The following is a 23,926-nucleotide window of genomic DNA, read 5'->3' as shown; positions in this document are numbered from 1 at the left end:
ATCACTACCTGAACGCGGCGGAGCCACACGGCCGGACGCGCCCCGTCCGCCCCACTTGGACTAACCGCATGCGGTTGTTGGACTGGAGGGGCCCTCGGAGCCGTACGTCGTTGACGGTGTCCGGACACGGCGACTACGCAGAGCACATGTCGCCAAGATTCAGTACGGCGGGCGCTGCTGCCGCCGCCTCAGCCGCCGTCCTGGCCCTGGTGGGGACCGCCCTTCCCGCCTCGGCCGCCGCTCCCGCGCCGCCCGCCGCCGCACCGGCCGTCCCGGCGGGCGCCGTCCTCGCCTCCGCGCAGCTCGCCGTCGCCGTCGCGGACGACTTCCCGCGCGTGCTCACGTACACCGACCGGGCCTCGGGCAAGGAGCTGTCCGGCAGTACGAAGCCGGTCGCCGCCGTGACCCTGAACGGCACCGCGCATCCCGTACGGCTCAAGGGCAAGCCGTCGTTCACCGCGTCGGCCGCCCGCTACACGCTGGCCTTCACCGATCTGCCCGGCGTCGAGATCGACGCCTCGCTCTCGGTCTCCGGGCGCACCACCACCTTCAGGGTGACCGCCGTCCGGGACACCGCGGCCTTCCGGGTCGGGACCATCGACATCCCCGGCCACGACCTGGTCTCCGTCGCGAGCACGGACGCGGGCGCCGCGACCGCCTTCACCCGGCTGGACCCCGACTCGACGAAGACCGCCGACGTCTTCGCGAAGGTCACCGCGGACACCCCGGCCGAGGCCGCGCCCTCCGGTGCCACGTACGCGATCCTCAACACCGGGGCGCTCGCGGCCGCCGTCGAGTCCAACTCCTCGTACGACAAGCCCTCCGGCGCCACCGGCGGCGACGACGCCCGCTTCTGGCACCAGGCGCGCGAGGACGACGACGGCTCCACCCGGGTCGGCGTCTGGTCGGGCCAGTGGACCTACCGGGGCGAGGGCGCCCCGAAGCCGGAGAGCGGCGACAACCTGCCCTGGGCGAAGGTCGTCGTCACGCCCGACGCCAACGGGGACAGGACCGTCGACTGGCAGGACGGCGCCGTCGCCTTCCGCTCCATCGGCGTGGTCGCGCCCGGCAGCGAGGACACCGCGGACCGGGTCATCACCCACATCCCGTTCAACTTCGCCAGCCAGGCCACCCACCCCTTCCTGCGCACCCTCGACGACGTCAAGCGGATCTCCCTGGCCACCGACGGCCTCGGACAGCTCGCGCTGCTCAAGGGGTACGCCTCCGAGGGCCACGACTCCGCCCACCCCGACTACGGCGGCAACTACAACAAGCGCGCCGGCGGGCTGAAGGACCTCAACGCGCTCCTGAAGGCGGGCAAGAAGTGGGGCGCCACCTTCGGCGTCCACGTCAACGCCACCGAGGCGTACCCGGAGGCCAGGGCGTTCGACGAGAACCTCGTCGACAAGACCAAGCCGGGCTGGAACTGGCTCAACCAGAGCTACTACATCGACCAGCGCCGCGACATCAACAGCGGCGACCTGGCCAAGCGCTTCCAGCAGCTGCGCGACGAGACCGACCGCAACCTCGGCATGCTGTACATCGACGTGTACTACACACACGGCTGGATCGCGGACAAGACCCTCCAGTCCCTCCAGAAGCAGGGCTGGAACGTCTCCAGCGAGTGGGCCGACAAGTTCGAGCGGGGCTCGCTCTGGTCGCACTGGGCCAATGACCTCGACTACGGCGGCGCCACCAACAAGGGCCTCAACTCGAAGATCATCCGGTTCATCCGCAACGACGAGAAGGACGTCTGGAACAACGACCCGGTCCTCGGCCAGAGCGCCATCGACGAGTTCGAGGGCTGGACCGGCGAGACCGACTGGAACGCCTTCTACGACAACGTCTGGCAGCGCGACCTGCCCGCCAAGTACCTCCAGCAGCAGAAGATCACCCGCTGGGACGGCAACGACATCACCTTCACCGGCGGGGTGAGCGGCACCGTCGAGGACGGCAGGCGGACGTTCTACGACCACGGCCGCAAGGTGCTCAGCGGCACCGACTACCTGCTGCCGTGGGACGACGGCAAGAAGCTGTACCACTACAGCAGGACGGGCGGTACGAGCAGCTGGGCGGTGCCCTCCAAGGGCCCGTACACCGTCTACCGGCTCACCGACAACGGCCGGGTGAAGACCGGCACGGTCCGGCCCGTGAACGGGAGAATCACGCTGACCGCCGAGGCCGGGCAGCCGTACGTCCTCTACCCGGACAAGGCGCCGAAGGCCGCCGACGCCCGATGGGGCGAGGGCACCCTCGTCGACGACCCCGGCTTCAACGACAAGGGGCTCACCGGCTGGTCGAGGACCGGCACCGCCGTCCGCGACACCGACGGCCAGGGCCGCAACAGCGCGAAGCTCTCCGGCACCGGTACGGCCGCGCTCGCCCAGTCCATCGGCGGACTGCGGCCCGGCGCCCGCTACACCGCCTCCGCGCTCATCGAGGTCCAGCCCGGCAGGACCCGGCACACGGTCCTCTCGGCCGGCGGGAAGTCCGTCGCCGTGGACCGCTCCACCGCCAGGGACCAGGTCGCCGCGTCCGACTGGCACGGCACCTATTTCCAGCGGGCGAAGGTGAACTTCACCGCCCCGGCCGACGGCCGCACCACCCTGCGCATCGAGGCCGCGAAGGGCAGCGCGGCGAGCGTGCGCGCCGATGACGTACGGATCGTGGCCAACGCCCCCGCCACCAGGAAGAACACCCTCGTGTACGAGGACTTCGAGGACGTCGACCAGGGCTGGGGCCCCTTCCTGAAGGGCGACGCGGGCGGCGCCACGGACCCCCGCACCAGCGTCTCCCAGCTGCACGCCCCGTACACCCAGGCCGGCTGGAACGGGAAGCTCACCGACGACGTGCTCGGCGGCAAGGAGTCCCTCAAGGCCCATGAGGAGAACGCCGGACTCGTCTACCGCACCGCCCCCTGGACCGTGCCGATGACCGACGGCCACCGCTACACCGTCGCCTACGACTACCAGTCCAGCCACGCCGGCGCCTACGAGTGGGTCGACGGCTACGACCGGATGACCGCCGACGGCAAGCCCGGCTCCGTCGAGACCCGGACCACCCCCATCGGCGCCCAGCACACCACCGGCCGCTTCACCGAGACCGTCACGGCGGGCTGCGGCGACACCTGGACCGGGCTGCGCAAGCGCGAGGACGCCCCCGAGGGCGCCGACTTCGTCCTCGACGGCTTCACCGTGACCGACCTCGGCCCGGCCCCCGCCGGCGAGCAGGCCGCCTGCGGCACGCTCTCGGTCGAACCGGCCGCCGAGACCCTGGAGCCGGGCAGGGCCAACGTGGTGAAGGCGTCCTTCACCAACTACGAGGCCACCGAGGCCACCGGCGTCACGGTCGGCCTCACCGTCCCCGAGGGCTGGCGGGCCGAGCCCGTGGGCGCGGTCTCCTTCGACTCGGTCGCGGCGGGCGCCGGGGCCACCGCGAGCTGGCGGGTCACCCCGCCGGTGGACACCGCGTACGGCACGTACCCGCTGCGCTCCGAGGCGTCGTACACGGCCGGCGGCACGCAGCGGAAGCTCGGCGCGCAGACCTCCGTACGGACCCTGCCGCCGCCGCCCACCACGGACAGCTGGGCCAGTGACCTCGACTGGACGGCCTCCGAGAACGGCTGGGGACCCGTCGAGCGCGATCTGTCCAACGGCGAGACCGGCACCGGCGACGGCACCCCGCTGACCATCGGCGGCACGGTCTACGCCAAGGGCCTGGGCACCCACGCCCCGGCGAAGGTCCGCTACTACCTGGGTGGGAAGTGCACCTCGTTCACCGCCGATGTGGGCGTCGACGACGTGCAGAAGAGCGCCGGCAGCGTGCAGTTCTCCGTCTCGGCCGACGGCACCGAGAAGGTGAAGTCGCCGGTGCTCAGGGCCGCCGACTCCGCCTGGTCGCTGACGGCGGACCTCACCGGCGCCACGTACGTCGAGCTGACCGCCGGTGACGGCGGCGACGGCAACGGCAACGACCACGCCGACTGGGGCGACGCCCGCTTCCACTGCGGGAGCTGAGCCGCACCGACCGGGGAGGGGCGGGGTCCTGGCGGACCCGCCCCTCCCCGCACCATCCTTTGCAGGTCCCCCACCCCGCGCACACCGGAGGTACCCCGTGTCACTCCTGCCCGCCTGGTCCCGCCGTGCCTTCCTCGCCACCACCGGCGCCACCGCGCTCGGTCTGGCGCTCGCCCCGGCCGCTCGCGCGGCCGGCGACGAGGACGAGTTCGAGACGCTCCGGCTGCGCTGGAACGACCTCTCGCTCGGCACCGGCTACGACCCCACCGCGCAGCCCTACGCCGCCAAGCTGGCCGCCACCGGTGAACTCGCCGCGCAGTTCCGCGCGTCCATGGCACCCGCCGCCGACTCCCTCTGGGCCGGGCACACCTTCGACCCGCCGGCCGGGATCACCTGGAGCTACAACCGGCTGTGGACGATGACCCAGGCCTACGCCCAGGAAGGCACCGGCCACACCGGGGACGAGGCGCTGCTCGCCGACATCGTCCGCGGCCTGGACCACCTCTCCACGACCGTGTACAACGCCTCCACCACCCCGTACGGCAACTGGTGGGAGTGGCAGATCGGCAGCCCCCGCCTGCTCATGGACATCGTCGCCGTCCTGCGCCCCGGCCTCGGCGAGGACCGGGTCCACGCGGCGTGCGCCGCCGTCGACCACTTCATCCCCGACTCCGTCCTCACCGACTACAGCGGCACCTCCACCGGCGCCAACCGCGTCGACCTCTGCCGCTCCGTCGCCCTGCGCGGTGTCCTCGGCCGCGACCCCGCCAAGACCGCGCTCGCCCGCGACGCCCTCTCGCCCGTCTTCCCGTACGTGACGAAGGGCGACGGCCTCTACGCCGACGGCTCGTTCGTCCAGCACACCTGGATCGCCTACTCCGGGACGTACGGACAGGTCATGCTGGACGGGCTCGGCCGGCTGTTCGCCCTGCTGGCCGGTTCGACCTGGGCCGTCACCGACCCGGGCCGGCAGATCATCCTGGACAGCGTCGAGCACGCCTACGCGCCGCTCGTCCACGACGGGCTGATGATGGACAGCGTCAACGGCCGCGCCATCAGCCGGGGACTCCTCAAGAGCGACGAACTCCAGGTCATGCGCAGCGACCACTTCCACGGCCAGGGGCTGATCGCCGCCGTCGCCCTGCTCGCCAACGGTGCGTCGGCCGCCGAGCGCGACCGGTGGAACGGCATGATCAAGGGCTGGATCGAACGGGACACCGTCAGCCCGATCCTTGCCGCCCCGCAGTTCGGCGTCGCGGACCTGTCCCGGCTGCACGCCGCCGCCGCCTCGCCCGTCCCCGCCGCCCCCGAACCCGTCGGCCACACCCTGTTCGCCGCGATGGACCGGGCCGTGCACCGCCGCCCCGGCTGGGCCGCCAGCCTCGCCATGTCCTCGGAGCGGATCAGCTCCTACGAATGCGGCAACGGCGAGAACCCGCGCGGCTGGCACACCGGGGCCGGAATGCTCTACTGGTGGCAGGGCCGGGACGGCGGCGGCCAGTACACCGACTGGTTCTGGCCCACCGTCGACTGGTACCGGCTGCCCGGCACCACCGTGTCCACCAAGCGCCTCGCGGACCGGGCCGGCGGCGAATGGGGCGCGCACCGGCCGGACGTGCGGTGGGTCGGCGGGACGCACGACGGCGAGTTCGCCGCCGTCGGACAGCATGTGAAGGGCCTCGACTCCACCCTGGAGACGCGCAAGTCCTGGTTCTGCGCCGCCGACACGGTCATCTGCCTCGGCGCCGGGATCACCGCCACCGACGGCGTCCCCGTCGAGACCGTCGTCGACAACCGCAACCTGGGCCCGGACGGCGGGCAGACCTTCACCGTCGAGGACCGCGAACGGCCCCGCTGGGCCCATCTGGACGGGCACGGCGGCTGGGTGCTGCCGGGCGGCGCCGCCCTGCACACCCTGCGCGAGGCCCGCACCGGCGCCTGGTCCGACATCAACACCACCAGTTCCACCGAGCCGCGCACCCGCCACTGGCAGACGCTCTGGATCGACCACGGCACCGACCCGGCCGACGCCGCCTACCTCTATCTGCTGATGCCCGGGGCCTCCCGGCGCACCGTCGCCGCCCGCGCCGCCGACCGGAACTGGCTGACCCTGCTGGCCAACACCTCCGCCGTCCAGGGCGTCGCCGTGCGCTCGCTCGGCCTGACCGCCGCCAACTTCTGGCAGCCGGGCGAGGCCGGACCGCTCCGCTCGACGGGCGCGGCCAGTGTGCTCGTACGGGAACGGCGGGGCACCGCGGCGGTGCGCGTCAGCGCGCCCGACCGCAGCGGCACGCCCTTCGAGGTGGTCTGGGACCGGCCGGTGCGCGAGGTCGTCTCGGCGGACCCCGGGATCGAGGTCCGCGCCACCGGCCGGCGCCTCGTCCTCGGCGTCGACCCGGGCACGGCGGGCGCCACCCTGGGGTGTGACGTCCGGTAGCGGAGTCTGCCGGGAGTCTGGGAAGGACGGACGGTGCACGCGTACGCTCGTGCGCTATGGGGGAGTTGAGAGCGGACTGGCGGATCCGGCTGCGCAGGGGCGGTGCGCGGGGCGAGGTGTGCGGGGCCGGCGTGCTCCTCACCCAGGACCGGGTCCTGACCTGTGCGCACGTCGTCGACGAAGTCGCCGCCACGGCTGAACCGGACACCCGGATGTGGGTGGAGTTCGCCGAGAACCCCGGCATCCCGCCGGTCGCCGCCCGGGTCGCCCCGGGCGGCTGGCTTCCCGCCCTCGAAGGCCGCGACCGCGAGGACATCGCCGTGCTCGCCCTGGAGAGCCCCCGCCCGCAGGCCGAACCCGCACCGCTGGGCCGGGGCCTGGAGCGCGGCCGCGAGGTGTGGATCGGCGGCTACTCCCAGGCCTTCGACGACGGCATGTGGCTGACCGGCCGGATCAGCGGGCTGCACGGCGCCTGGGTGCAGCTCGACGCCGGGAGCAACGCCGAGGTGGTGCGCCCGGGATTCAGCGGCGCCGCCGTGCAGACCAGGGACGAGGCCCGGCGCGTCGAACACGTCGTCGGCCTGGTCGTGAGCTGGCGCGGCGATCTGGAACTGGAACTGCCCACCGACAACGACCTCGCGTTCTCGTACATGATCCCCGTCGACCGGATCGCCGAACTCGTGCCGCTGGTGGCCGAGCTGAGCGGCCCCGACGGCTGGGACAGCGGGCTGTCCGAGCGGCTGCGCACCTGGTTCGCGGGCGAAGGCCGGCCCGCCGTGCGCTTCGCCGTCGTGCGGCACGGCGGCGGACGCGACCGCACGCTGCGCAGTCTGGAGAAGCTGTACGAGCCCGCCGAGTACGGCAGGCCGTGGCGGCCCGAGGCGGAGGGCATGGACAAGGATCTGTGGGTCCCGCTCAAGGTCGACCTCAAGTCCATCGTCTGGTACCGCGAGGGCGAGAAGCCGCAGCCCTATCCGGCGCCGCTGTCGTCCTGGTGCATGGCCATGGGCGACGACGGCGCGTCGGGCTGGCCCGGCAGCGACTGGATCGAGGACCTGATCCTCCAGCAGGCGGGCCAGGGGCTGTACGAGCGCTGGGCGACCGGCGACCTGGAGTGGACGGCGCCGCAGATCGTCCACGCCTGGAGCACCTGGGCCGCCCTGCTCGCCCAGGGGACGCGGAAGCGGCGCGACGCGCTCCTGGACGACGACCACCGGGGCCCGGCCGGCGGGCACGGGCTGCTCTTCGGCGGCGGGTGCGCGCTCGAACACCAGGGGTCCTTCGCCCGCTCGTTCTACGGGGACCGGGGCAAGGACGCCGCCTTCACGGACTCGGCGCGGCTGCTGCCCGGAGGCGCGTATACGGTGAAGGCCCACGAGGTCTCGGCCGACTTCGCCGCGCTCTTCGGCGACGGCAGGCAGGCCCGCGACCTGATCCGGCGGCTGGCCTCCGAGGAGGCCCAGGCGGACTGGGGCCGCAGGGGCGGCGTCTTCTCCGTGAACTCGGCGGTCCCGGCCGAGGGCGGCCCGGTCGAGAAGGAGATCGGCGACCGCCTCACGGGCCGGCGGGTGCCGCTGTGCCTGGACGCGTCGGACGTCATGCCGGCGGCGGTGCGGGACGCCTTCTACGAGGCGGTGCTGCTGACGGTCGCGCATCCGGACGCGCCGGTGCGGGAACGGCTCGAGGACATCCAGAAGGTGCAGGACGCCCAGCCGCCCACCCTGCCCCGGCTGACCGGGGTGTGCGGCAGACCACAGTGAACCTTTGTGGAACTCCCACAAACGGGGACCGGTACTGGCTGGTACTTCGCCTGCATGGGCCAACGCTTCTGTCAGGCTCCACCAGTAAACCGGGCAGGAGACTGTACGGAGTCGACGGCAGGGTTTTCTTGGTCGGGTTCGTAGGGTCGATACATGACCGTTGTGGACGAAACCCAGGGCGAGCCGAGCGACACCCGCGGCCGCGTGGCCGAACTGCTGGCTCTGCGCGAGCAGGCCCGGCGTGGCCCCAGTGACCGGGCGACCGAGGCGCAGCACGCCAAGGGCAAGCTGACCGCGCGCGAGCGCATCGAGCTGCTCGTGGACCCGGGTTCGTTCAAGGAGGTCGAGCAGCTGCGCCGGCACCGGGCGACGGGCTTCGGCCTGGAGGCGAAGAAGCCGTACACGGACGGTGTGATCACCGGCTGGGGCACGGTCGAGGGCCGCACGGTCTTCGTCTACGCGCACGACTTCCGGATCTTCGGCGGCGCGCTGGGCGAGGCCCACGCCACCAAGATCCACAAGATCATGGACATGGCCATCTCGGCCGGTGCCCCGCTGGTCTCGCTCAACGACGGCGCCGGCGCCCGTATCCAGGAGGGCGTCTCGGCCCTCGCCGGCTACGGCGGCATCTTCCAGCGCAACACCCGCGCCTCCGGCGTCATCCCGCAGATCAGCGTGATGCTCGGCCCGTGCGCGGGCGGCGCCGCCTACAGCCCCGCCCTGACCGACTTCGTCTTCATGGTCCGTGAGACCTCGCAGATGTTCATCACCGGACCGGACGTCGTGAAGGCGGTCACCGGCGAGGAGATCACCCAGAACGGCCTCGGCGGCGCCGATGTGCACGCCGAGACCTCGGGCGTCGCGCACTTCGCGTACGACGACGAGGAGACCTGCATCGCCGAGGTCCGCTACCTCATCGGGATGCTGCCCTCCAACAACCGCGAGAACCCGCCCACGGTCGAGAGCGACGACCCGGCCGACCGGCGCGGCGACGTCCTGCTGGACCTGGTCCCGGCCGACGGCAACCGCCCGTACGACATGCACAAGGTCATCGAGGAGCTCGTCGACGACGGCGACTACCTGGAGATCCACGAGCGCTGGGCCCGCAACATCATCTGCGCGCTGGCCCGCCTCGACGGCAAGGTCGTCGGCATCGTGGCCAACCAGCCGCAGGCCCTCGCGGGCGTCCTGGACATCGAGGCGTCCGAGAAGGCGGCCCGCTTCGTCCAGATGTGCGATGCATTCAACATCCCCATCGTCACTCTTCTGGACGTACCCGGCTTCCTGCCCGGCGTCGATCAGGAGCACGGTGGGATCATCCGGCACGGCGCGAAGCTGCTGTACGCGTACTGCAACGCGACGGTGCCGAGGATCTCGCTGATCCTGCGCAAGGCCTACGGCGGTGCCTACATCGTCATGGACAGCCAGTCCATCGGTGCGGACCTCACCTACGCCTGGCCCACCAACGAGATCGCCGTGATGGGCGCCGAAGGTGCCGCCAACGTCATCTTCCGCCGGCAGATCGCCGACGCCGAGGACCCGGAGGCCATGCGGACCCGCATGGTCAAGGAGTACAAGGCCGAACTGATGCACCCCTACTACGCCGCCGAGCGCGGTCTGGTCGACGACGTCATCGACCCGGCCGAGACCCGCGAGGTCCTGATCGCCTCGCTCGCGATGCTCCGCACCAAGCACGCCGATCTGCCGGCCCGCAAGCACGGCAATCCCCCGCAGTAGAAGACGGAGACACATCCATGACCACCACTGCCGCCGAGTCCGTGCTGCGCGTCGAGAAGGGTCTCGCCGACCCCGAGGAGCTGGCCGCCATAACGGCCGTCCTGCTCGCCCGCGCCGCGTCCCAGCCCGTCGACGCCCCTGCCCGCCGAGGCCACAACACAGCAGGCTGGCGCCGCCTGGAGCGCACCCCCGGCTTCCGCGCCCCGCACAGCTGGCAGGGCTGACCGAATCAAGCCCGTCCGGCGATTGAGGACAAGGCCCGCACGGCAAAGGCCCCGCACTCCCAAGGAGTGCGGGGCCTCTCGCGTACCTCCTAGCGCAGCCGCGCCATCAGCGCATGCTCCACGAGCGTGATCAACGCGCTCTTCGCATCCGCGCGGTGCCGCGCGTCCGTCGTGAGAATCGGCGTGTCCGGCCCGATCTGAAGCGCCTCACGGACCTCGTCGGGGGTGTAGGGCTGGTGTCCGTCGAAGCCGTTGAGGGCGATGACGAACGGCAGCCCGCTGTTCTCGAAGTAGTCGACCGCCGGGAAGCAGTCGGCGAGGCGGCGGGTGTCGACCAGGACCACCGCGCCGATCGCGCCGCGTACCAGGTCGTCCCACATGAACCAGAAGCGGTCCTGGCCCGGTGTACCGAAGAGGTACAGGATCAGGTCCTGGTCCAGGGTGATGCGGCCGAAGTCCATGGCCACCGTCGTGGTGGTCTTGTCCCCGGTGTGCGTCAGGTCGTCGATGCCCGCCGATGCGGACGTCATCACGGCTTCGGTACGCAGCGGATTGATCTCCGAAACGGCACCGACAAACGTGGTCTTACCCACGCCGAAGCCCCCTGCCACCACGATCTTCGCCGAGGTAGTGGAGCGGGCCGCTCCGCCGCTAGAGCTTGCGAAGTCCACTGAGCACCCTTTCGAGCAGTGTCACATCTGGCTGGCCGCCGGCGGACTCGTCGCCGCCGGGCTGGTGGATAGCGACGAGTCCGGCCTCTGCCAGGTCGGCTACGAGGATCCGGGCAACGCCGAGGGGGATCGAGAGCAGGGCCGAGATCTCGGCCACCGACTTGATCTCGAAGCACAGCCGGCAGATCCGCTGGTGCTCGGGCAACTGCCCTTGCAGCCGGGACGGATCGGCCGTGGTACTGACCAACGCCTCAATGGCGAGTTGGTAGCGCGGTCGGGTCCGGCCGCCGGTCATGGCGTACGGACGGACCAGCGGGTTGTGCGCGACCGGCGCCGGCTCTGCGGCCCGCCGCGGCTGCACCGGCTGGATGCGAGGCGGCGGCTGCGGGGAGTCGTACCGGTGGGGACGCTGCGGGCGCTGCGGCTCCTGCGGCCAGTCCGAACCCTGGCGGTGCTGGGGCTGCTGCGGCTGCTGATACGGCTGATAAGGCTGTTGTGCGCCCTGTCTGCCGGGTGTGGAGGGGAAGTTGAACCGATCGTCCCCGTGCTCACCCGGTACCTGCTGGCCACCGTTGAACTGGTGCCCGCCTGGGGGTGTACCCACGATTCCTCCTCCGCCTGCCGGTCCCGATCCCAATGGGTCCGCGCCACCGCACCTTATGGCGCGGTGACGCGAAACGCACTGTCTGTCTACTAGTTAAGAAGACTTCCCTGAAGTTCGGCACGGAGGTCCGGGGTGAGGACGCTGCCGGCACGGTCGACCAGAAGGGCCATTTCGTACCCAACCAGACCGATGTCGGCGTCCGGGTGTGCGAGAACGGCCAACGAAGATCCGTCGGAAACGGACATGATGAAGAGGAACCCTCGCTCCATCTCCACAACTGTCTGATTCACCGCGCCGCCCTCGAAGATCCGGGAGGCACCCGCGGTCAGCGAGGTCAGACCGGAGGCGACAGCCGCCAGCTGGTCCGCACGGTCACGCGGGAAACCTTCGGACATCGCCAGCAGGAGTCCGTCGGCGGAGACCACCACCGTGTGGGACACCCCGGGGGTGTTGTCCACGAAGTTGGTGATCAACCAGTTCAGATTCTGCGCCGCCTGGCTCATCGGGCTCACACTAACGCTCCTGGTTGTAGGTATTACTGGTGTCCGAACCCGCGTTGCGTCCCCGCAGGACACCGCGTCGCAGGTTGCTCAACCTGCCACGCACGTCCTCCGGCGCGCGGGAGACCTGGGGGCCGCCCTGCTGGGTCTGCTCGGCCGTGCCCTCGACCAGATTGGCCTTGGGCACCCGCCGGGGAAGACCGGACGGGGTGACCCCGCCGGCCTTCGGCTCCCGGAGCTTCTCGGCCCGCTCCCAGCGCTCGTCGTTCGCCGAGCGCCAGTCGTCGGAACCGTCGTTTCCGTCGTTGTCCCGCTGTGCGGGCGCCGGCCGCTGCGGCAGTTCCTGCTGCTGCGGCTGCTCCTGCGTGGCGGCGGGCCGGTCGTTGCCGCGGCCCGTGGGCTGCCAGTGCTGCTGGCCGCCCCGGCGCGGCAGACCCGCTTCGGTCAGCTCGTGGCCGGCGTTCGGGACGGGGCCCGAACGGTCGAAGCCTACGCGCTCCTGAGGCTCTGCGGGAGCGCTCGGAACAGATTCCGGTTCCGGCTGCGCCACCGGCTCGAAGCCACCCTGGTACGCGCCCTGATCTGCCCACTCTTCCTGCTGGGGCTGGGGGGCGTACTGCTCGTCGTAGCCCTGCTGGGGCAGCTCGGGAGAGGCATATGCCGCCTCCGCATAGCTGCCCTGGGGCGCGCTGTAGCCGGACTGGCCGTCATAGCCGGTGTCGCCGCGGTACGGGTCGTAGCCGGCCTCGTACGAGGACGAGGGCTGCTCGTACTGCTGCTGCTCCGGCTGCTCGCCCTGCTGCGGCTCCTGGGCGTACTGGTTCGTGGCGTAGGGGTCCTCGCCGTACGCGGACGCCTCGGCGTACCCCTGCTGGGGCTGCTGCTCCTGCTGGAACGCCGGGCGCTCGCCGCCGGTCTGGGCCTCCAGCGCGGCACGGCGCTCCTCGCGCATCAGCGAGCGGCCGACCGGGTCGAGCTGGGCCGGGTCCGCCGGGTCCTCGTAGCGCGAGTCGTCGAAGCCGAGCTCCTCCGCCGTCCGCAGCTGCGGCTGCTGCGGGACCGCGTCGAACGCCTGCTGCTGCGGGATGATCGAGGAGACGGTGAAGTCGTCCGGCGTGGGGGCGCTGTCGCCGCCGCCACCGTGGGTGATGGCGTCCGGCAGCATGACCAGCGAGGTCGTCCCCGCCTGCTCGCCCGAGGGGCGCAGCTGGACCCGGATGCCGTGCCGGTCGGCCAGCCGGCCGACCACGAACAGGCCCATGCGCTGGGAGACCGCGGCGTCCACCGTCGGCGGGTTGGCCAGCTTGTGGTTGATGTCGGCGAAGTCCTCGGCGGTGAGGCCGATGCCCTTGTCGTGGATCTCGATCATCACGCGGCTGTCGGGCAGCCGGGTCGCGGTGACCCGCACCTTGGTCTGCGGCGAGGAGAACGTGGTGGCGTTCTCCAGCAGCTCGGCCAGCAGGTGCACGAGGTCGGTGACGGACTGGCCGTGGATGTCGGTCTCCGGGACGCCGGAGAGCTCGATGCGCTCGTAGGACTCCACCTCGGACGAGGCGGCCCGCAGGACGTCCACCAGCGGCACCGGCTGGTTCCAGCGGCGGCCGGGCTCCTCGCCCGCGAGGACGAGGAGGTTCTCGCCGTTGCGGCGCATACGGGTCGCGAGGTGGTCCAGCCGGAAGAGGCTCTCCAGCTGGTCCGGGTCGGCCTCGTTGTTCTCCAGGTCGGTGATGAGGGTCAGCTGGCCCTCGATGAGCGACTGGTTGCGGCGCGAGAGGTTGGTGAAGATCGCGTTGACGTTGCCCCGCAGCATGGCCTGCTCGGCCGCCAGCCGGACCGCCTCGCGGTGCACCTGGTCGAAGGCGCGGGCGACCTCGCCGATCTCGTCCTGGCTGTTGATCGGGATCGGCTGGACACGGGTGTCGACCCGGCCCGGGTCGGTCCGCGAGAGCTGGTCGACGAGCGAGGGCAGCCGCTGCTCGGCGATACCGAAGGCGGCCGTACGCAGCCGGCGCATCGAGCGGCTCATCTGGCGGGCCATGAGCCCGGCCAGGAGGAAGGCGGCCAGCAGCGCGATGATCACGACGGCGGCGTTGACGATGGCGTCGGTGCGGGCGTCGGCGGAGATGTCCGCGGCCTCGGTCACCGCCTTGTCGACGAGCTCGTCCTCGACCGTGGTGTAGCCGTCGAGCTTGGCCGTGGCGGCCGCCATCCAGGTGTCGGGGGTGATCCCCTTCGCCTTCAGCTCATCGGGGCTGCCGCCCTGGCCGATCTGCTGGGCCATGCCGTCGTAGACCGAGCCGTCGATGGTGGGCGGCGTCACGAACGGCACCCCGGCCGCCTCGGCCTGCTCCTTGGCGGCCTTGAGCTTGGCGGCGCCCTCGGCGGCCTTGTCGCCCATGACCTTCTTCAGCCGGGCGGCGTCGGCCTCCGTACCGCCGGAGACGAACTCGCCGAGTGCGATCTGCTCCAGGTAGTTGTACGAGCCGAAGGCCTTGACCTGGTCGTTGAACTTGCCGGTCTCCCGGCTGGGGCGCACCAGGAGGTGCATGCCGATGGAGCGCTGAAGCGATTCTGCAGCCTTGGCCAGCTCGAGCGCGTACACGGTGCGGCCGTAGCTGGTGATGTTGCCGGTGCCGAGGCCGAGTTCGTTGCAGAACTCCATGAGGGAGTGCTGGACCTTGACGTAGCCCTCTTCGGTCTTCACCGGGTCCATGGCGGCGGTGTAGGCGGCCTTGCGCAGCTGCGGAAGCTTCGGCTCCTCCAGCTTGAACAGCTTGAGGCGGCGCTCCAGACCCTGCTTCGCCGGCATGTCCTCAACGGCCGCGTCGAACTTCTTCGCCGCGGCGTCGGTGGTGGCCTGGACCTGGGCGACGGACTCGTCGTCGCGCTTGTTGGACAGCAGGGGCCGGGCGGTGAGGTCGCGCTCGTTGAGCAGCGCCTGCCCGTACTCGGCCGCCGCCCGCACGATGAGCGCGGTCTTCTCGGCGTCCTGGGCCTCCTGCCAGGTGTCGATCGAGCCCTTGACCTGGAAGCCGCCCATGACGAGGCCGACCAGGACGGGGATCAGGAGGATCGCGTTCAGCCGGGTGGGCACCCGCCAGTTGCGCGGGGACAGCCGGCTGGTGCTGCCACCGGCCGGTATCCCTTCGGACACATCGGCGGACGGCGCCGCGGTGCGCTGCGGCGGGGTGAAGTTGCCCCGCTCCGCCTGCGCCGTGGAGCCCTCGTTGTTACGCCTCACTCGACCAACAACCTCTCGGCGTCGGCACCTACGTTGTGCCGTGTTTGTTTCAGGGCCGTACTACTCGGGAGTTCGACGAATTGCAGCACGGCTACCGGTCGCGTTCCAAACAGTCGGAATGGGCGATTCCGAGTGGCCCACGCCTCAGATAAAACGGGCATAAAGAACGAGCCCCGTCAAAAGGCGGGGCTCATGTGAGCGCAGTGGTACCGAACGTGCGCATCGGGTGTCGACCGTGGGGTAATTCTCTTTCGAAACGTTATGAATACGGGGGCGGATCGTGTCAAAGGACACAGTCCGCCCCCGATTGACTACTGTAACTGCCGTACGGCAATACCGACTTGTGCCTACTTGAGCCGGGCCATCAGAGCGTGCTCCACCAGCGTGATCAGGCCACTCTTGGCATCGCCGCGGTGCCGCGCGTCCGTCGTGATGATCGGGGTGTCGGGCCCGATCTGGAGGGCTTCGCGGACCTCGTCGGGGGTGTAGGGCTGGTGTCCGTCGAAGCCGTTGAGGGCGATGACGAACGGCAGTCCGCTGTTCTCGAAGTAGTCGACGGCCGGGAAGCAGTCGGCGAGGCGGCGGGTGTCGACGAGGACGACGGCGCCGATGGCGCCGCGTACGAGGTCGTCCCACATGAACCAGAAGCGGTCCTGGCCCGGTGTACCGAAGAGGTACAGGATCAGGTCCTGGTCCAGGGTGATGCGGCCGAAGTCCATGGCCACCGTCGTGGTGGTCTTGCCGCCGGTGTGGGTGAGGTCGTCGATGCCCGCCGATGCGGACGTCATCACGGCTTCGGTACGCAGCGGATTGATCTCCGAAACGGCACCGACAAACGTGGTCTTGCCCACGCCGAACCCACCCGCCACCACGATCTTCGCCGAGGTGGTGGCCCGGGCAGCACCGCCACTAGAGCTTGCGAAGTCCACTGAGCACCCTTTCGAGCAGTGTCACATCCGGCGCGCCGCCGGCCTCTCCGTTGCCCGGCTGGTGGATGGCCACCATGCCGGCTTCCGCCAGGTCCGCGACGAGGATCCGGGCCACGCCGAGCGGCATCGACAGCAGGGCCGACACCTCCGCCACCGACTTGACCTCACGGCACAGGTGGCAGATTCGCTGGTGCTCGGGGAGCAGGGTCCCCAGGTGCGCGGGGTCGGCCGTGGTGCTGACCAGCGCCTCTATCGCTAGCTGGTAGCGCGGACGGGTCCGTCCGCCGGTCATGGCGTAGGGACGGACCAGCGGCTGGTCGCCTTCACCTTCGTACGACGCGTGGTTCAACGCGCCGTACGGATCGGGTGAGGCGGGTGGCGGGGTCATGAATCCTCCGGGCGTGACAGCAGGGTGTCGGCTTGCCGTCTGAAGGGGCCGGTGGGGGGTTCTAAGCGGCCGGACGGGCGAGGGATGGGAGCGGTACCTGAATATGTCGTCTGTGTCACCGGTTCACGGCCGCCTAATGGAGCAGGCTGCCCTGGAGCTCGGCACGGAGGTCCGGGGTCAGGACAGTGCCCGCCCGGTCCACCAGCAGAGCCATTTCGTACCCCACCAGACCGATGTCGGCGTCCGGGTGGGCCAGCACGGCCAGCGAGGAGCCGTCCGAGATGGACATGAGGAACAGGAATCCGCGTTCCATCTCCACCACGGTCTGGCTGACTGCGCCGCCTTCGAAGATCCGGGAGGCTCCCGCGGTCAGCGAGGTCAGACCGGAGGCGACAGCCGCCAGCTGGTCGGCGCGGTCACGCGGGAAACCTTCGGACATCGCCAGCAGCAGGCCGTCTGCGGAGACCACCACCGTGTGCGACACCCCGGGGGTGTTGTCCACGAAGTTGGTGATCAACCAGTTCAGATTCTGCGCGGCCTGACTCATCGGGCTCAACTAACGCTCCTGCTGGTGAGTGGGGCCGAGTGGGAAACTGCCGGTCGACTGGCCGTTGTTGGCCTGACGTCCCTGCTGGATGCCCCGGCGGAGATTGGTCAGCCGCCCGCGCACATCATCGGGCGCACGCGACACCTGGGGACCGGACTGGTGGTTCTGCTGCTGGGCGGTGCCCGGCACCAGATTGGCACGTGGGACCCGGCGAGGCAGACCGGACGTGGTAATTCCGCCTGCCGCGGGCTTCTTCACCCGCTCCGCCTGCCGGACGAGTTCGTCGTTCGGCGAGGCGCGCCAGTTGCTCGTGGCGGCGGCGGAGTCGCCCGTGCCGCGGATGGGCGCGGCGGGAGCGGGCGGCTCCTGGGCGGGCTGCTGCTGGGGGTAGGCCGGTGCCTGGGGCGCGGCGGGGGGCTGCTGGCCGCCCTGCTGCGGACCGTGGAACCAGTTGGTCTCCAGGGTGTCGTACAGCGGGGTACGGCCGTCGCCGGGCCCGGAGACCGGCGGCAGCGCCTCGGGCTGCGGCTGCTGGGGCAGGACGGGCCGGTACTGCTGGTCCGGCGCCGGAGCGGCCGGCGGACGCCGGTCACCGAAGTCCCCGTTGTCGCGGGGGCGCGGCGCGGGCCGGCCCTGGTCCTGCGGGCGGCCGAAGTCAGGCCGGGCGAACTGCGAGGTGCTCGTCACGTCCGGGCTCTGCGGCTGCTGCTGCCCGGGCCGCTGCTGCGGCGAGGGAGCGGGCCCCGAGAAGTCCGGGCGGGCGAACTCGGCGGTGGAGCCGGGGCCCTGCCGGTCGTCGACCGGGCGGCGCGGGGCGAGCGGCGGCGGGTTCAGCGGCTGGAACTGGCCGGTGGAGCCGTGCTCGTCGTGGCCGCGGGGCGCGTCGAGCGGGGAGCGCCGCGGTGCGGACGGCTCCTCGCTGCCCCAGCTGGTGGTCTGCGGGCGCTGCGGTGCCTGCGGGCCGTTGCCGCCGGGCAGTTCGGCACGGGGGCCGCCGACCGGGGGCAGCTGGCGGTCGTTCTGACCGGGTCCGCCGGGCTGCTGGAAGCCGCCCTGGTCGTTGCGCGCCTGCTGAGGCTGCGGCTGTGGCGCCTGGCGTCCGGGACCGTTCTGCCCGGGGCGCCGCTGCTCGAACAGGCTCGGCTGACCCGAGTCCGTACGGCCGCCGTCGCCCTGGCCGCGTGCGCCCAGCCGGGCGGCGCCGCCGAAGGCGCCGGAGAGCCCGCCGCCCTGGCGGGGCGGCTCCTGGCGCGAGCCGTCCTGCGGCCGGCCCTGGGGACCGGGGCCGCTCTGGAAGGCGGAATTCTGACCGGGCTGTCCGGGCTGGCCCTGCTGGTTCGGGGGCCGGCCGGGGCCGCCGTCGCGGGAGGGCAGCGCGGCCCGGGGACCGGCGCCCGCGCCGACCTGGCCGCGTGCGCCCTGACCCGTTGGGATGCGGCCGGAGGGTGCGCTGTCCAGACCGGGGCGCGGGGCGTTGCCGCCCGCGAGCAGCCCGCCGGGTGCGGGGGACTGCTGGCCCGGAGCCTGCTTGGGGGCCGGCTGCTTGCCGCCGTGGGCGACGTCGACCGGCAGCATGACCAGCGCGGTCGTACCACCGGAGTCGGAGGGGCGCAGCTGGATGCGGATGCCGTGCCGGAGCGAGAGCCGGCCGACCACGAACAGACCCATGCGGCGCGAGACCGAGACGTCCACGGTGGGCGGCGAGGCGAGCCGCTCGTTGATCGCCGCGAGGTCCTCGGGCGAGAGGCCGATACCGGTGTCGTGGATCTCCACGAGCACCCGGCCGTCGGGCAGCGCGTGACCGGTGACCCGGACCTTCGTCTGCGGCGAGGAGAACGACGTGGCGTTCTCCAGCAGCTCGGCCAGCAGGTGCACGAGGTCGTTGACGACCCGGCCGGCGACCTCGGTGGCGGGCACCGCGGCCAGTTCGATGCGCTCGTACTGCTCCACCTCGGAGGCGGCGGCACGGAGCACGTCGACCAGCGGCACGGGGCGGGTCCAGCGGCGGCCCGGCTCCTCGCCCGCGAGGACGAGGAGGTTCTCGCCGTTGCGGCGCATACGGGTCGCGAGGTGGTCGAGCTTGAAGAGCGAGGACAGCTGGTCCGGGTCGGCCTCGCGCGACTCCAGCTCGGAGATGAGCGAGAGCTGGCGCTGGATGAGGCCCTGGGAACGCCGCGAGAGGTTGGTGAACATCGCGTTGACGTTGCCCCGGAGGAGGGCCTGCTCGGCGGCGAGGCGGACGGCCTCGCGGTGCACGTCGTCGAAGGCCGCGGCCACCTTGCCGATCTCGTCCCGGGAGTGGACACCGACCGACTCGACCGAGGTGTCGACGTCCTGCGGGTCGGCCTCGGAGAGCTGCTTGACGAGCTCGGGCAGCCGGTCCTGGGCGACGCGCGTGGCGGTGTCCTGGAGGCGGCGCAGCGAGCGGATCATGGACCGGGCGACGACGAAGGCGCCGACCAGGGAGACACCGAGCACCAGCAGGATGAGCGCACCGGAGATGATCGCCTCGCGCTGCGACTCGTCGCGCAGCTCGCGGGCCTTGCCCTCCATGTCGCTGAGGAGGGTCTCCTCCACCAGCTTCATGGCCTGGATCTTGATCGAGTCCTGGTCGTACCAGTCCATGTACGAACGGCGCGCGGTCGGACCGCTCATGCCGTTCGGGTTCTCGAGCATCTTCTTGGCGTAGGTGTCCGCCGCCTTGATGTCCGGATGGCCCTCGTCCAGCGTGGACGTCAGCTCGTCGGCGCTCTTGCCCGTGGTCGTGTAGATCGCCTCGAAGGAACGGCGGGCCGCGTCCTCCTTGCGCTGCGCGGCCAGACCGAACTGCTGGTCGTTGCGGTCGAGATGGGGCTGCTTGTCGTCGCCGCCCGGCAGCGCGGCGGCGATGATCGCGCGCTGGACCGAGGCGTACTCCTTGGCGGAGGAGAAGGCCGCCAGGGCGCGGGTCCGCTTGATCATCTCGGGGCTGCTGGTGGCCTGCGCCATGTCCTGGGAGAGGCTCAGCAGCGAGGTGATCAGCTGGCTGTACGCGTCGACGGTCTGCAGACTCGGGCTGTCCTTGACATACGCCTGCTTGCGGATGTCGCGGATGCTGCCGAGCTGCGAGGCGATCTGCTGGACGCTGGCGTGGATGCTCTCCAGCGTCTCGTCGCCCGTGGTGTCGCCGATGTCGTTCGTCGCGGCGAAGAACGCCTTCTTCGCCCGGTCGGTCTTCTTGCGCGGCTCGGTGACCTTGAAGTCGGTCGCCGGGACTCCGTTGGACAGCGGGCCGGCCGAGCGGTCGCGCTCCTCCTGGAGCGCCTGGGCCAGCGACGTCGCCTGCTTCGTCATCTTGGTCAGCAGCTGCATGTGCTCCAGCTGCTGGATGTCGTTCATGGAGTCGTTGATACGGAGACCGCCCAGCGTGGTCGCGGCGACCACGGGGAGGGCGAGCAGGGAGACCAGGCGCGTGCTGATGCGCCAGTTGCGGAGAGCTACGCGTGATCCCGTGTTGACCGGGCCGCGCGGCTTGGGCGCGGTGGCCGTGTCGGCCCCGCCGCCCGCCGCGGCTCCGGGCCGCCGGTCACGGTCGCTATTGTCGCCGGCCGCGGCCGGTCCGGGGTTCTGGGCGTGCTGGGGCGAGGAACCGCGGCCGGTCCCGCCGCGCGGCTCCTGTTCCGCCGCAGCGCTGCCATCCCTCTTGAAACGTCCCTGCACTAGCGTCGCAACCTCTGGACCAGGCGTTCCTCCGTGGTGAACGGAGGGAACGGTGTCGGCGTCGTGGGGCGTTGTACCGCCCCATGGTGGTCGTGAGTGACCGGCGCTCTTCCCCTTCCCGCCGCCACTCGGCGCTGCGTTGCGCCCCTGCGCGCCGGCTTGAAACCCGCGGCGGTGCGTGGAATTCCAGCACAGTGGAGGATCTCCAACAAGGGCCAGGTACCGGGCTGTGACCTGCGTGACACGTTGTGATGGCTGGGTAACAAGCCGTGGAACCCGTTCACTGTCATAACGGACTATTGCGGGCGATTCAGGTGGGGGTCGCGGGTGTCCCAGTCGACATGATCAGGAGCGGAATGGCTGATTCAGTGGTGCAATGTCCGTTTCTTCGACCCCTGTCGGCGGCCCGAATTGGGCCGATTGTCGACCTCTTCGTGAGCAAACTCACATGATGATCGCCGTCTCTTCCGGGCGTCCGGAGGGAATCGGATGTTTAGCCTGACGCTTTACAGGGATGGCGAAACCGACAACCGGCGCCCCGTTCGGGTGGCGCCCCTACCGACAGGGTCCGTACGGCAGATGAAGACGACGATGATGTTCCGCAACATTGCCAACCCCCGGCGCACCACGCTGGCGCACCTCAAGGATGCCGAAGCGCTGCACACGCCGGAGCAGCCGGAGCACGCAGTCGACCTGCCGACGCAGACGGCCAACCCGCGCCGCACCATCCTCATGACGGCCCCCGCGGCCGCCACCGCCGCCGCGGAGTAATCCCGCGCATCAGGGCCCCCTCACCCGCGCTAGCCTGGAGCATCAGTCTTCAGGCCACCAGCAAGTGAGGGGCGACAGCAACCCGTGCGCATCGCCAGGTTCTCCATCGACGGCAATGTCGCCTTCGGCGCGGTCGAGGGCGACGGGCCCGACGGTCTCGTCCTCGACATCATCAAGGGCATCCCGTACGCCGAGTTCGAGCTCTCCGGGACCAAGGTCCCGCTGAACAAGGTCCGGCTGCTGCCGCCCGTGCTCCCCAACAAGGTCGTGGCCATCGGCCGCAACTATGCGGAGCACGCCGCCGAGCTCGGCAACGAGGTCCCCGACGTCCCCGTCGCCTTCTTCAAGCCCACCACCTCGGTGATCGGCTCCGGCGACGCCATCGAGTACCCCTCCTTCTCGGACGACGTGCACTACGAGGGCGAGCTGGCCGTGGTCATCGGCCGCATGTGCCGCGAGGTGCCGCGCGAGCGGGTCAAGGACGTCATCTTCGGCTACACCTGTGCCAACGACGTCACCGCCCGCGACGCCCAGAAGCGCGAGAAGCAGTGGGCCAGGGCCAAGGGCTTCGACACCTCCTGCCCGCTCGGCCCCTGGGTGGAGACCGACCTCGACCCCGCCGACCTCGCCCTCCAGACCACCGTCAACGGCGAGCAACGCCAGCTCGGCCGGACGAGCGAAATGATCCGGGGCATCGAGGACCTGGTCGTTCACATCACCGAAGCGATGACGCTGCTTCCGGGCGATGTGATCCTCACGGGTACTCCCGCAGGGGTCGGACCCCTCCATGTCGGCGACGAGGTCGCCGTCACCATCGAAGGCATCGGCACTCTCACCAACAAGGTGATCAAGCGTGGCTAACGCACCTTTCCCCAAGCTCTCGACCTCGCTCGACCAGGGGAGGCCCCATCGCGTACGTTTCTGTCCCTCCCCGACCGGCAACCCCCACGTCGGCCTGGTCCGGACGGCCCTCTTCAACTGGGCCTTCGCCCGGCACCACCAGGGCACCCTGGTCTTCCGCATCGAGGACACCGACGCGGCGCGCGACTCCGAGGAGTCGTACGAGCAGCTCCTCGACGCGATGCGCTGGCTCGGCCTCGACTGGGACGAGGGCCCCGAGGTGGGCGGCCCGCACGCCCCGTACCGCCAGTCGCAGCGCATGGACCTCTACCGGGACGTCGCCGAGAAGCTGCTCGCGGCCGGCCACGCGTACCGCTGCTACTGCACCACCGAGGAGCTGGACACCCGCCGCGACGCCGCGCGCGCCGCGGGGAAGCCGTCCGGCTACGACGGCCACTGCCGCGACCTCACCGCCGAGCAGACCGCCGCGTACGAGGCCGAGGGGCGCAGCTCCATCGTGCGCTTCCGGATGCCCGACGAGGCGATCACCTTCACCGACCTGGTCCGCGGCGACATCACCGTCCAGCCGGAGAACGTCCCGGACTACGGCATCGTCCGGGCCAACGGCGCTCCCCTCTACACGCTGGTCAACCCGGTCGACGACGCGCTGATGGAGATCACCCACGTCCTGCGCGGCGAGGACCTGCTCTCCTCCACCCCGCGCCAGATCGCGCTGTACCGGGCGCTCATCGAGCTGGGCATCGCCAGGGGCGTCCCGGAGTTCGGGCACCTGCCGTACGTGATGGGCGAGGGCAACAAGAAGCTCTCCAAGCGCGACCCGCAGTCCTCGCTCAACCTCTACCGCGAGCGCGGCTTCCTGCCCGAGGGGCTGCTCAACTACCTCTCGCTGCTCGGCTGGTCGATCGCCGAGGACCGGGACATCTTCGACATCGACGAGATGGTCGCCGCGTTCGACATCAAGGACGTCAACGCCAACCCGGCCCGCTTCGACCTCAAGAAGTGCGAGCACGTCAACGCGGAGCACATCCGCCGGCTGGACGTGAAGACGTTCACCGAGGCGTGCGGCCCGTGGCTGAAGGCGCCGTTCGCCCCGTGGGCCCCGGAGGCCTTCGACGCGGAGGTCTTCGCCGAGATCGCCCCGCACGCGCAGACCCGGGTCACGGTCCTCTCCGAGATCACCGCCAACGTCGACTTCCTCTTCCTCGACGAGCCGGCGACCGACGAGGCGTCCTGGGCCAAGGCGATGAAGGAGGGCTCCGACGCCCTGCTGGTGACGGCCCGCGCCGAGCTGATCGCCGCCGAGTGGAACGCCGACGCCCTCAAGGCCGCCGTCCTCGCCGCCGGCGAGCAGCACGGCCTGAAGCTCGGCAAGGCGCAGGCCCCGGTCCGCGTCGCGGTCACCGGCCGCACGGTGGGTCTGCCGCTCTTCGAGTCCCTGGAGATCCTGGGCCGGGAGAAGACGATCGCCCGTATCGACGCGGCCCTGGCCAAGCTGGCCGCGTAACCGGACGCACGCCGTACGGATGCCGTACGGACGAAAG

Annotated in this window: 16 protein-coding genes; 8 read left to right on the top strand and 8 right to left on the bottom strand. The window is 71.0% G+C overall.

Translation table 11 applies throughout. The features are described 5' to 3' along the window. Nucleotides 1-146: 146 nt before the first annotated feature. From RLT58_RS10025 to RLT58_RS10005, 5 genes are all read left to right on the top strand, one after another. Complete coding sequence (locus tag RLT58_RS10025; RefSeq protein ID WP_311310043.1) at nt 147-4,016, top strand: endo-alpha-N-acetylgalactosaminidase family protein; 3,870 nt, start codon at nt 147-149, stop codon at nt 4,014-4,016. 97 nt (nt 4,017-4,113) lie between these two features. Beyond that, nucleotides 4,114-6,453, top strand: a complete 2,340-nt coding sequence (locus RLT58_RS10020; protein WP_399131238.1) for a polysaccharide lyase 8 family protein — start codon at nt 4,114-4,116, stop codon at nt 6,451-6,453. A 56-nt stretch (nt 6,454-6,509) separates the two neighbouring features. After that, nucleotides 6,510-8,213: a S1 family peptidase gene (locus RLT58_RS10015; RefSeq protein ID WP_399131236.1), complete on the top strand. Its 1,704-nt coding sequence runs from the start codon at nt 6,510-6,512 to the stop codon at nt 8,211-8,213. A 153-nt stretch (nt 8,214-8,366) separates the two neighbouring features. Continuing rightward, on the top strand, nt 8,367-9,950 hold the full coding sequence (locus tag RLT58_RS10010) for an acyl-CoA carboxylase subunit beta (RefSeq protein WP_311310042.1): 1,584 nt from the start codon (nt 8,367-8,369) through the stop codon (nt 9,948-9,950). A 17-nt stretch (nt 9,951-9,967) separates the two neighbouring features. Then, nucleotides 9,968-10,174 (top strand): acyl-CoA carboxylase subunit epsilon, encoded by a 207-nt coding sequence (locus tag RLT58_RS10005; RefSeq protein ID WP_311310041.1) that lies wholly within the window; start codon nt 9,968-9,970, stop codon nt 10,172-10,174. Nucleotides 10,175-10,263: 89 nt separating this feature from the next. Here the strand turns inward: RLT58_RS10005 and RLT58_RS10000 are convergent, their stop codons facing one another. The 8 genes from RLT58_RS10000 to RLT58_RS09965 form a co-directional block, all read right to left on the bottom strand. Then, the gene (locus tag RLT58_RS10000; protein ID WP_014048542.1) at nt 10,264-10,845 is read right to left on the bottom strand and encodes a GTP-binding protein; all 582 of its coding nucleotides are present in this window, start codon (nt 10,843-10,845) and stop codon (nt 10,264-10,266) included. Beyond that, a complete protein-coding gene (locus RLT58_RS09995) occupies nt 10,826-11,449 on the bottom strand; it encodes a DUF742 domain-containing protein (RefSeq protein WP_311310040.1) in 624 nt (207 codons plus the stop codon). Before RLT58_RS09995 ends, RLT58_RS10000 begins: the two co-directional genes overlap by 20 nt. 89 nt (nt 11,450-11,538) lie before the next feature. Then, nucleotides 11,539-11,952: a roadblock/LC7 domain-containing protein gene (locus RLT58_RS09990; protein ID WP_018551717.1), complete on the bottom strand. Its 414-nt coding sequence runs from the start codon at nt 11,950-11,952 to the stop codon at nt 11,539-11,541. Nucleotides 11,953-11,962: 10 nt separating this feature from the next. Then, nucleotides 11,963-15,190, bottom strand: a complete 3,228-nt coding sequence (locus RLT58_RS09985; RefSeq protein ID WP_311310039.1) for a nitrate- and nitrite sensing domain-containing protein — start codon at nt 15,188-15,190, stop codon at nt 11,963-11,965. A 347-nt stretch (nt 15,191-15,537) separates the two neighbouring features. Then, the gene (locus RLT58_RS09980) at nt 15,538-16,119 is read right to left on the bottom strand and encodes a GTP-binding protein (RefSeq protein ID WP_073738725.1); all 582 of its coding nucleotides are present in this window, start codon (nt 16,117-16,119) and stop codon (nt 15,538-15,540) included. After that, nucleotides 16,100-16,507, bottom strand: a complete 408-nt coding sequence (locus tag RLT58_RS09975; RefSeq protein WP_073738726.1) for a DUF742 domain-containing protein — start codon at nt 16,505-16,507, stop codon at nt 16,100-16,102. Before RLT58_RS09975 ends, RLT58_RS09980 begins: the two co-directional genes overlap by 20 nt. 133 nt (nt 16,508-16,640) lie before the next feature. After that, nucleotides 16,641-17,054, bottom strand: a complete 414-nt coding sequence (locus tag RLT58_RS09970; RefSeq protein ID WP_006127850.1) for a roadblock/LC7 domain-containing protein — start codon at nt 17,052-17,054, stop codon at nt 16,641-16,643. Between the two features lie 9 nt (nt 17,055-17,063). Then, the gene (locus RLT58_RS09965; protein WP_311310038.1) at nt 17,064-20,753 is read right to left on the bottom strand and encodes a sensor histidine kinase; all 3,690 of its coding nucleotides are present in this window, start codon (nt 20,751-20,753) and stop codon (nt 17,064-17,066) included. Between the two features lie 579 nt (nt 20,754-21,332). Here RLT58_RS09965 and RLT58_RS09960 point away from each other — a divergent pair. The 3 genes from RLT58_RS09960 (at nt 21,333) to gltX (ending at nt 23,889) form a co-directional block, all read left to right on the top strand. Continuing rightward, nucleotides 21,333-21,524 (top strand): hypothetical protein, encoded by a 192-nt coding sequence (locus RLT58_RS09960; RefSeq protein WP_311310037.1) that lies wholly within the window; start codon nt 21,333-21,335, stop codon nt 21,522-21,524. A gap of 84 nt (nt 21,525-21,608) precedes the next feature. Then, nucleotides 21,609-22,385 (top strand): fumarylacetoacetate hydrolase family protein, encoded by a 777-nt coding sequence (locus RLT58_RS09955; protein ID WP_311310036.1) that lies wholly within the window; start codon nt 21,609-21,611, stop codon nt 22,383-22,385. Then, a complete protein-coding gene (gene gltX, locus RLT58_RS09950) occupies nt 22,378-23,889 on the top strand; it encodes a glutamate--tRNA ligase (RefSeq protein ID WP_311310035.1) in 1,512 nt (503 codons plus the stop codon). Before RLT58_RS09955 ends, gltX begins: the two co-directional genes overlap by 8 nt. The last annotated feature ends 37 nt before the right edge of the window (nt 23,890-23,926 follow it).

This window comes from Streptomyces sp. ITFR-16, from assembly GCF_031844705.1.
Taxonomy (GTDB): Bacteria; Actinomycetota; Actinomycetes; order Streptomycetales; family Streptomycetaceae; genus Streptomyces.
Note: the sequence above shows the minus strand (reverse complement) of the source record. Positions and strands in the feature narration are given on the sequence as shown.

Bases quoted from the DNA above. Each gene is read 5' to 3' on its own strand.
- RLT58_RS10025 (WP_311310043.1), top strand. From the start codon at position 147: ATGTCGCCAAGATTCAGTACGGCGGGCGCTGCTGCCGCCGCCTCAGCC.
- RLT58_RS10015 (WP_399131236.1), top strand. From the start codon at position 6,510: ATGGGGGAGTTGAGAGCGGACTGGCGGATCCGGCTGCGCAGGGGCGGT.
- RLT58_RS10010 (WP_311310042.1), top strand. From the start codon at position 8,367: ATGACCGTTGTGGACGAAACCCAGGGCGAGCCGAGCGACACCCGCGGC.
- RLT58_RS10005 (WP_311310041.1), top strand. From the start codon at position 9,968: ATGACCACCACTGCCGCCGAGTCCGTGCTGCGCGTCGAGAAGGGTCTC.
- RLT58_RS09990 (WP_018551717.1), bottom strand. From the start codon at position 11,952: ATGAGCCAGGCGGCGCAGAATCTGAACTGGTTGATCACCAACTTCGTG.
- RLT58_RS09975 (WP_073738726.1), bottom strand. From the start codon at position 16,507: ATGACCCCGCCACCCGCCTCACCCGATCCGTACGGCGCGTTGAACCAC.
- RLT58_RS09970 (WP_006127850.1), bottom strand. From the start codon at position 17,054: ATGAGTCAGGCCGCGCAGAATCTGAACTGGTTGATCACCAACTTCGTG.
- RLT58_RS09960 (WP_311310037.1), top strand. From the start codon at position 21,333: ATGAAGACGACGATGATGTTCCGCAACATTGCCAACCCCCGGCGCACC.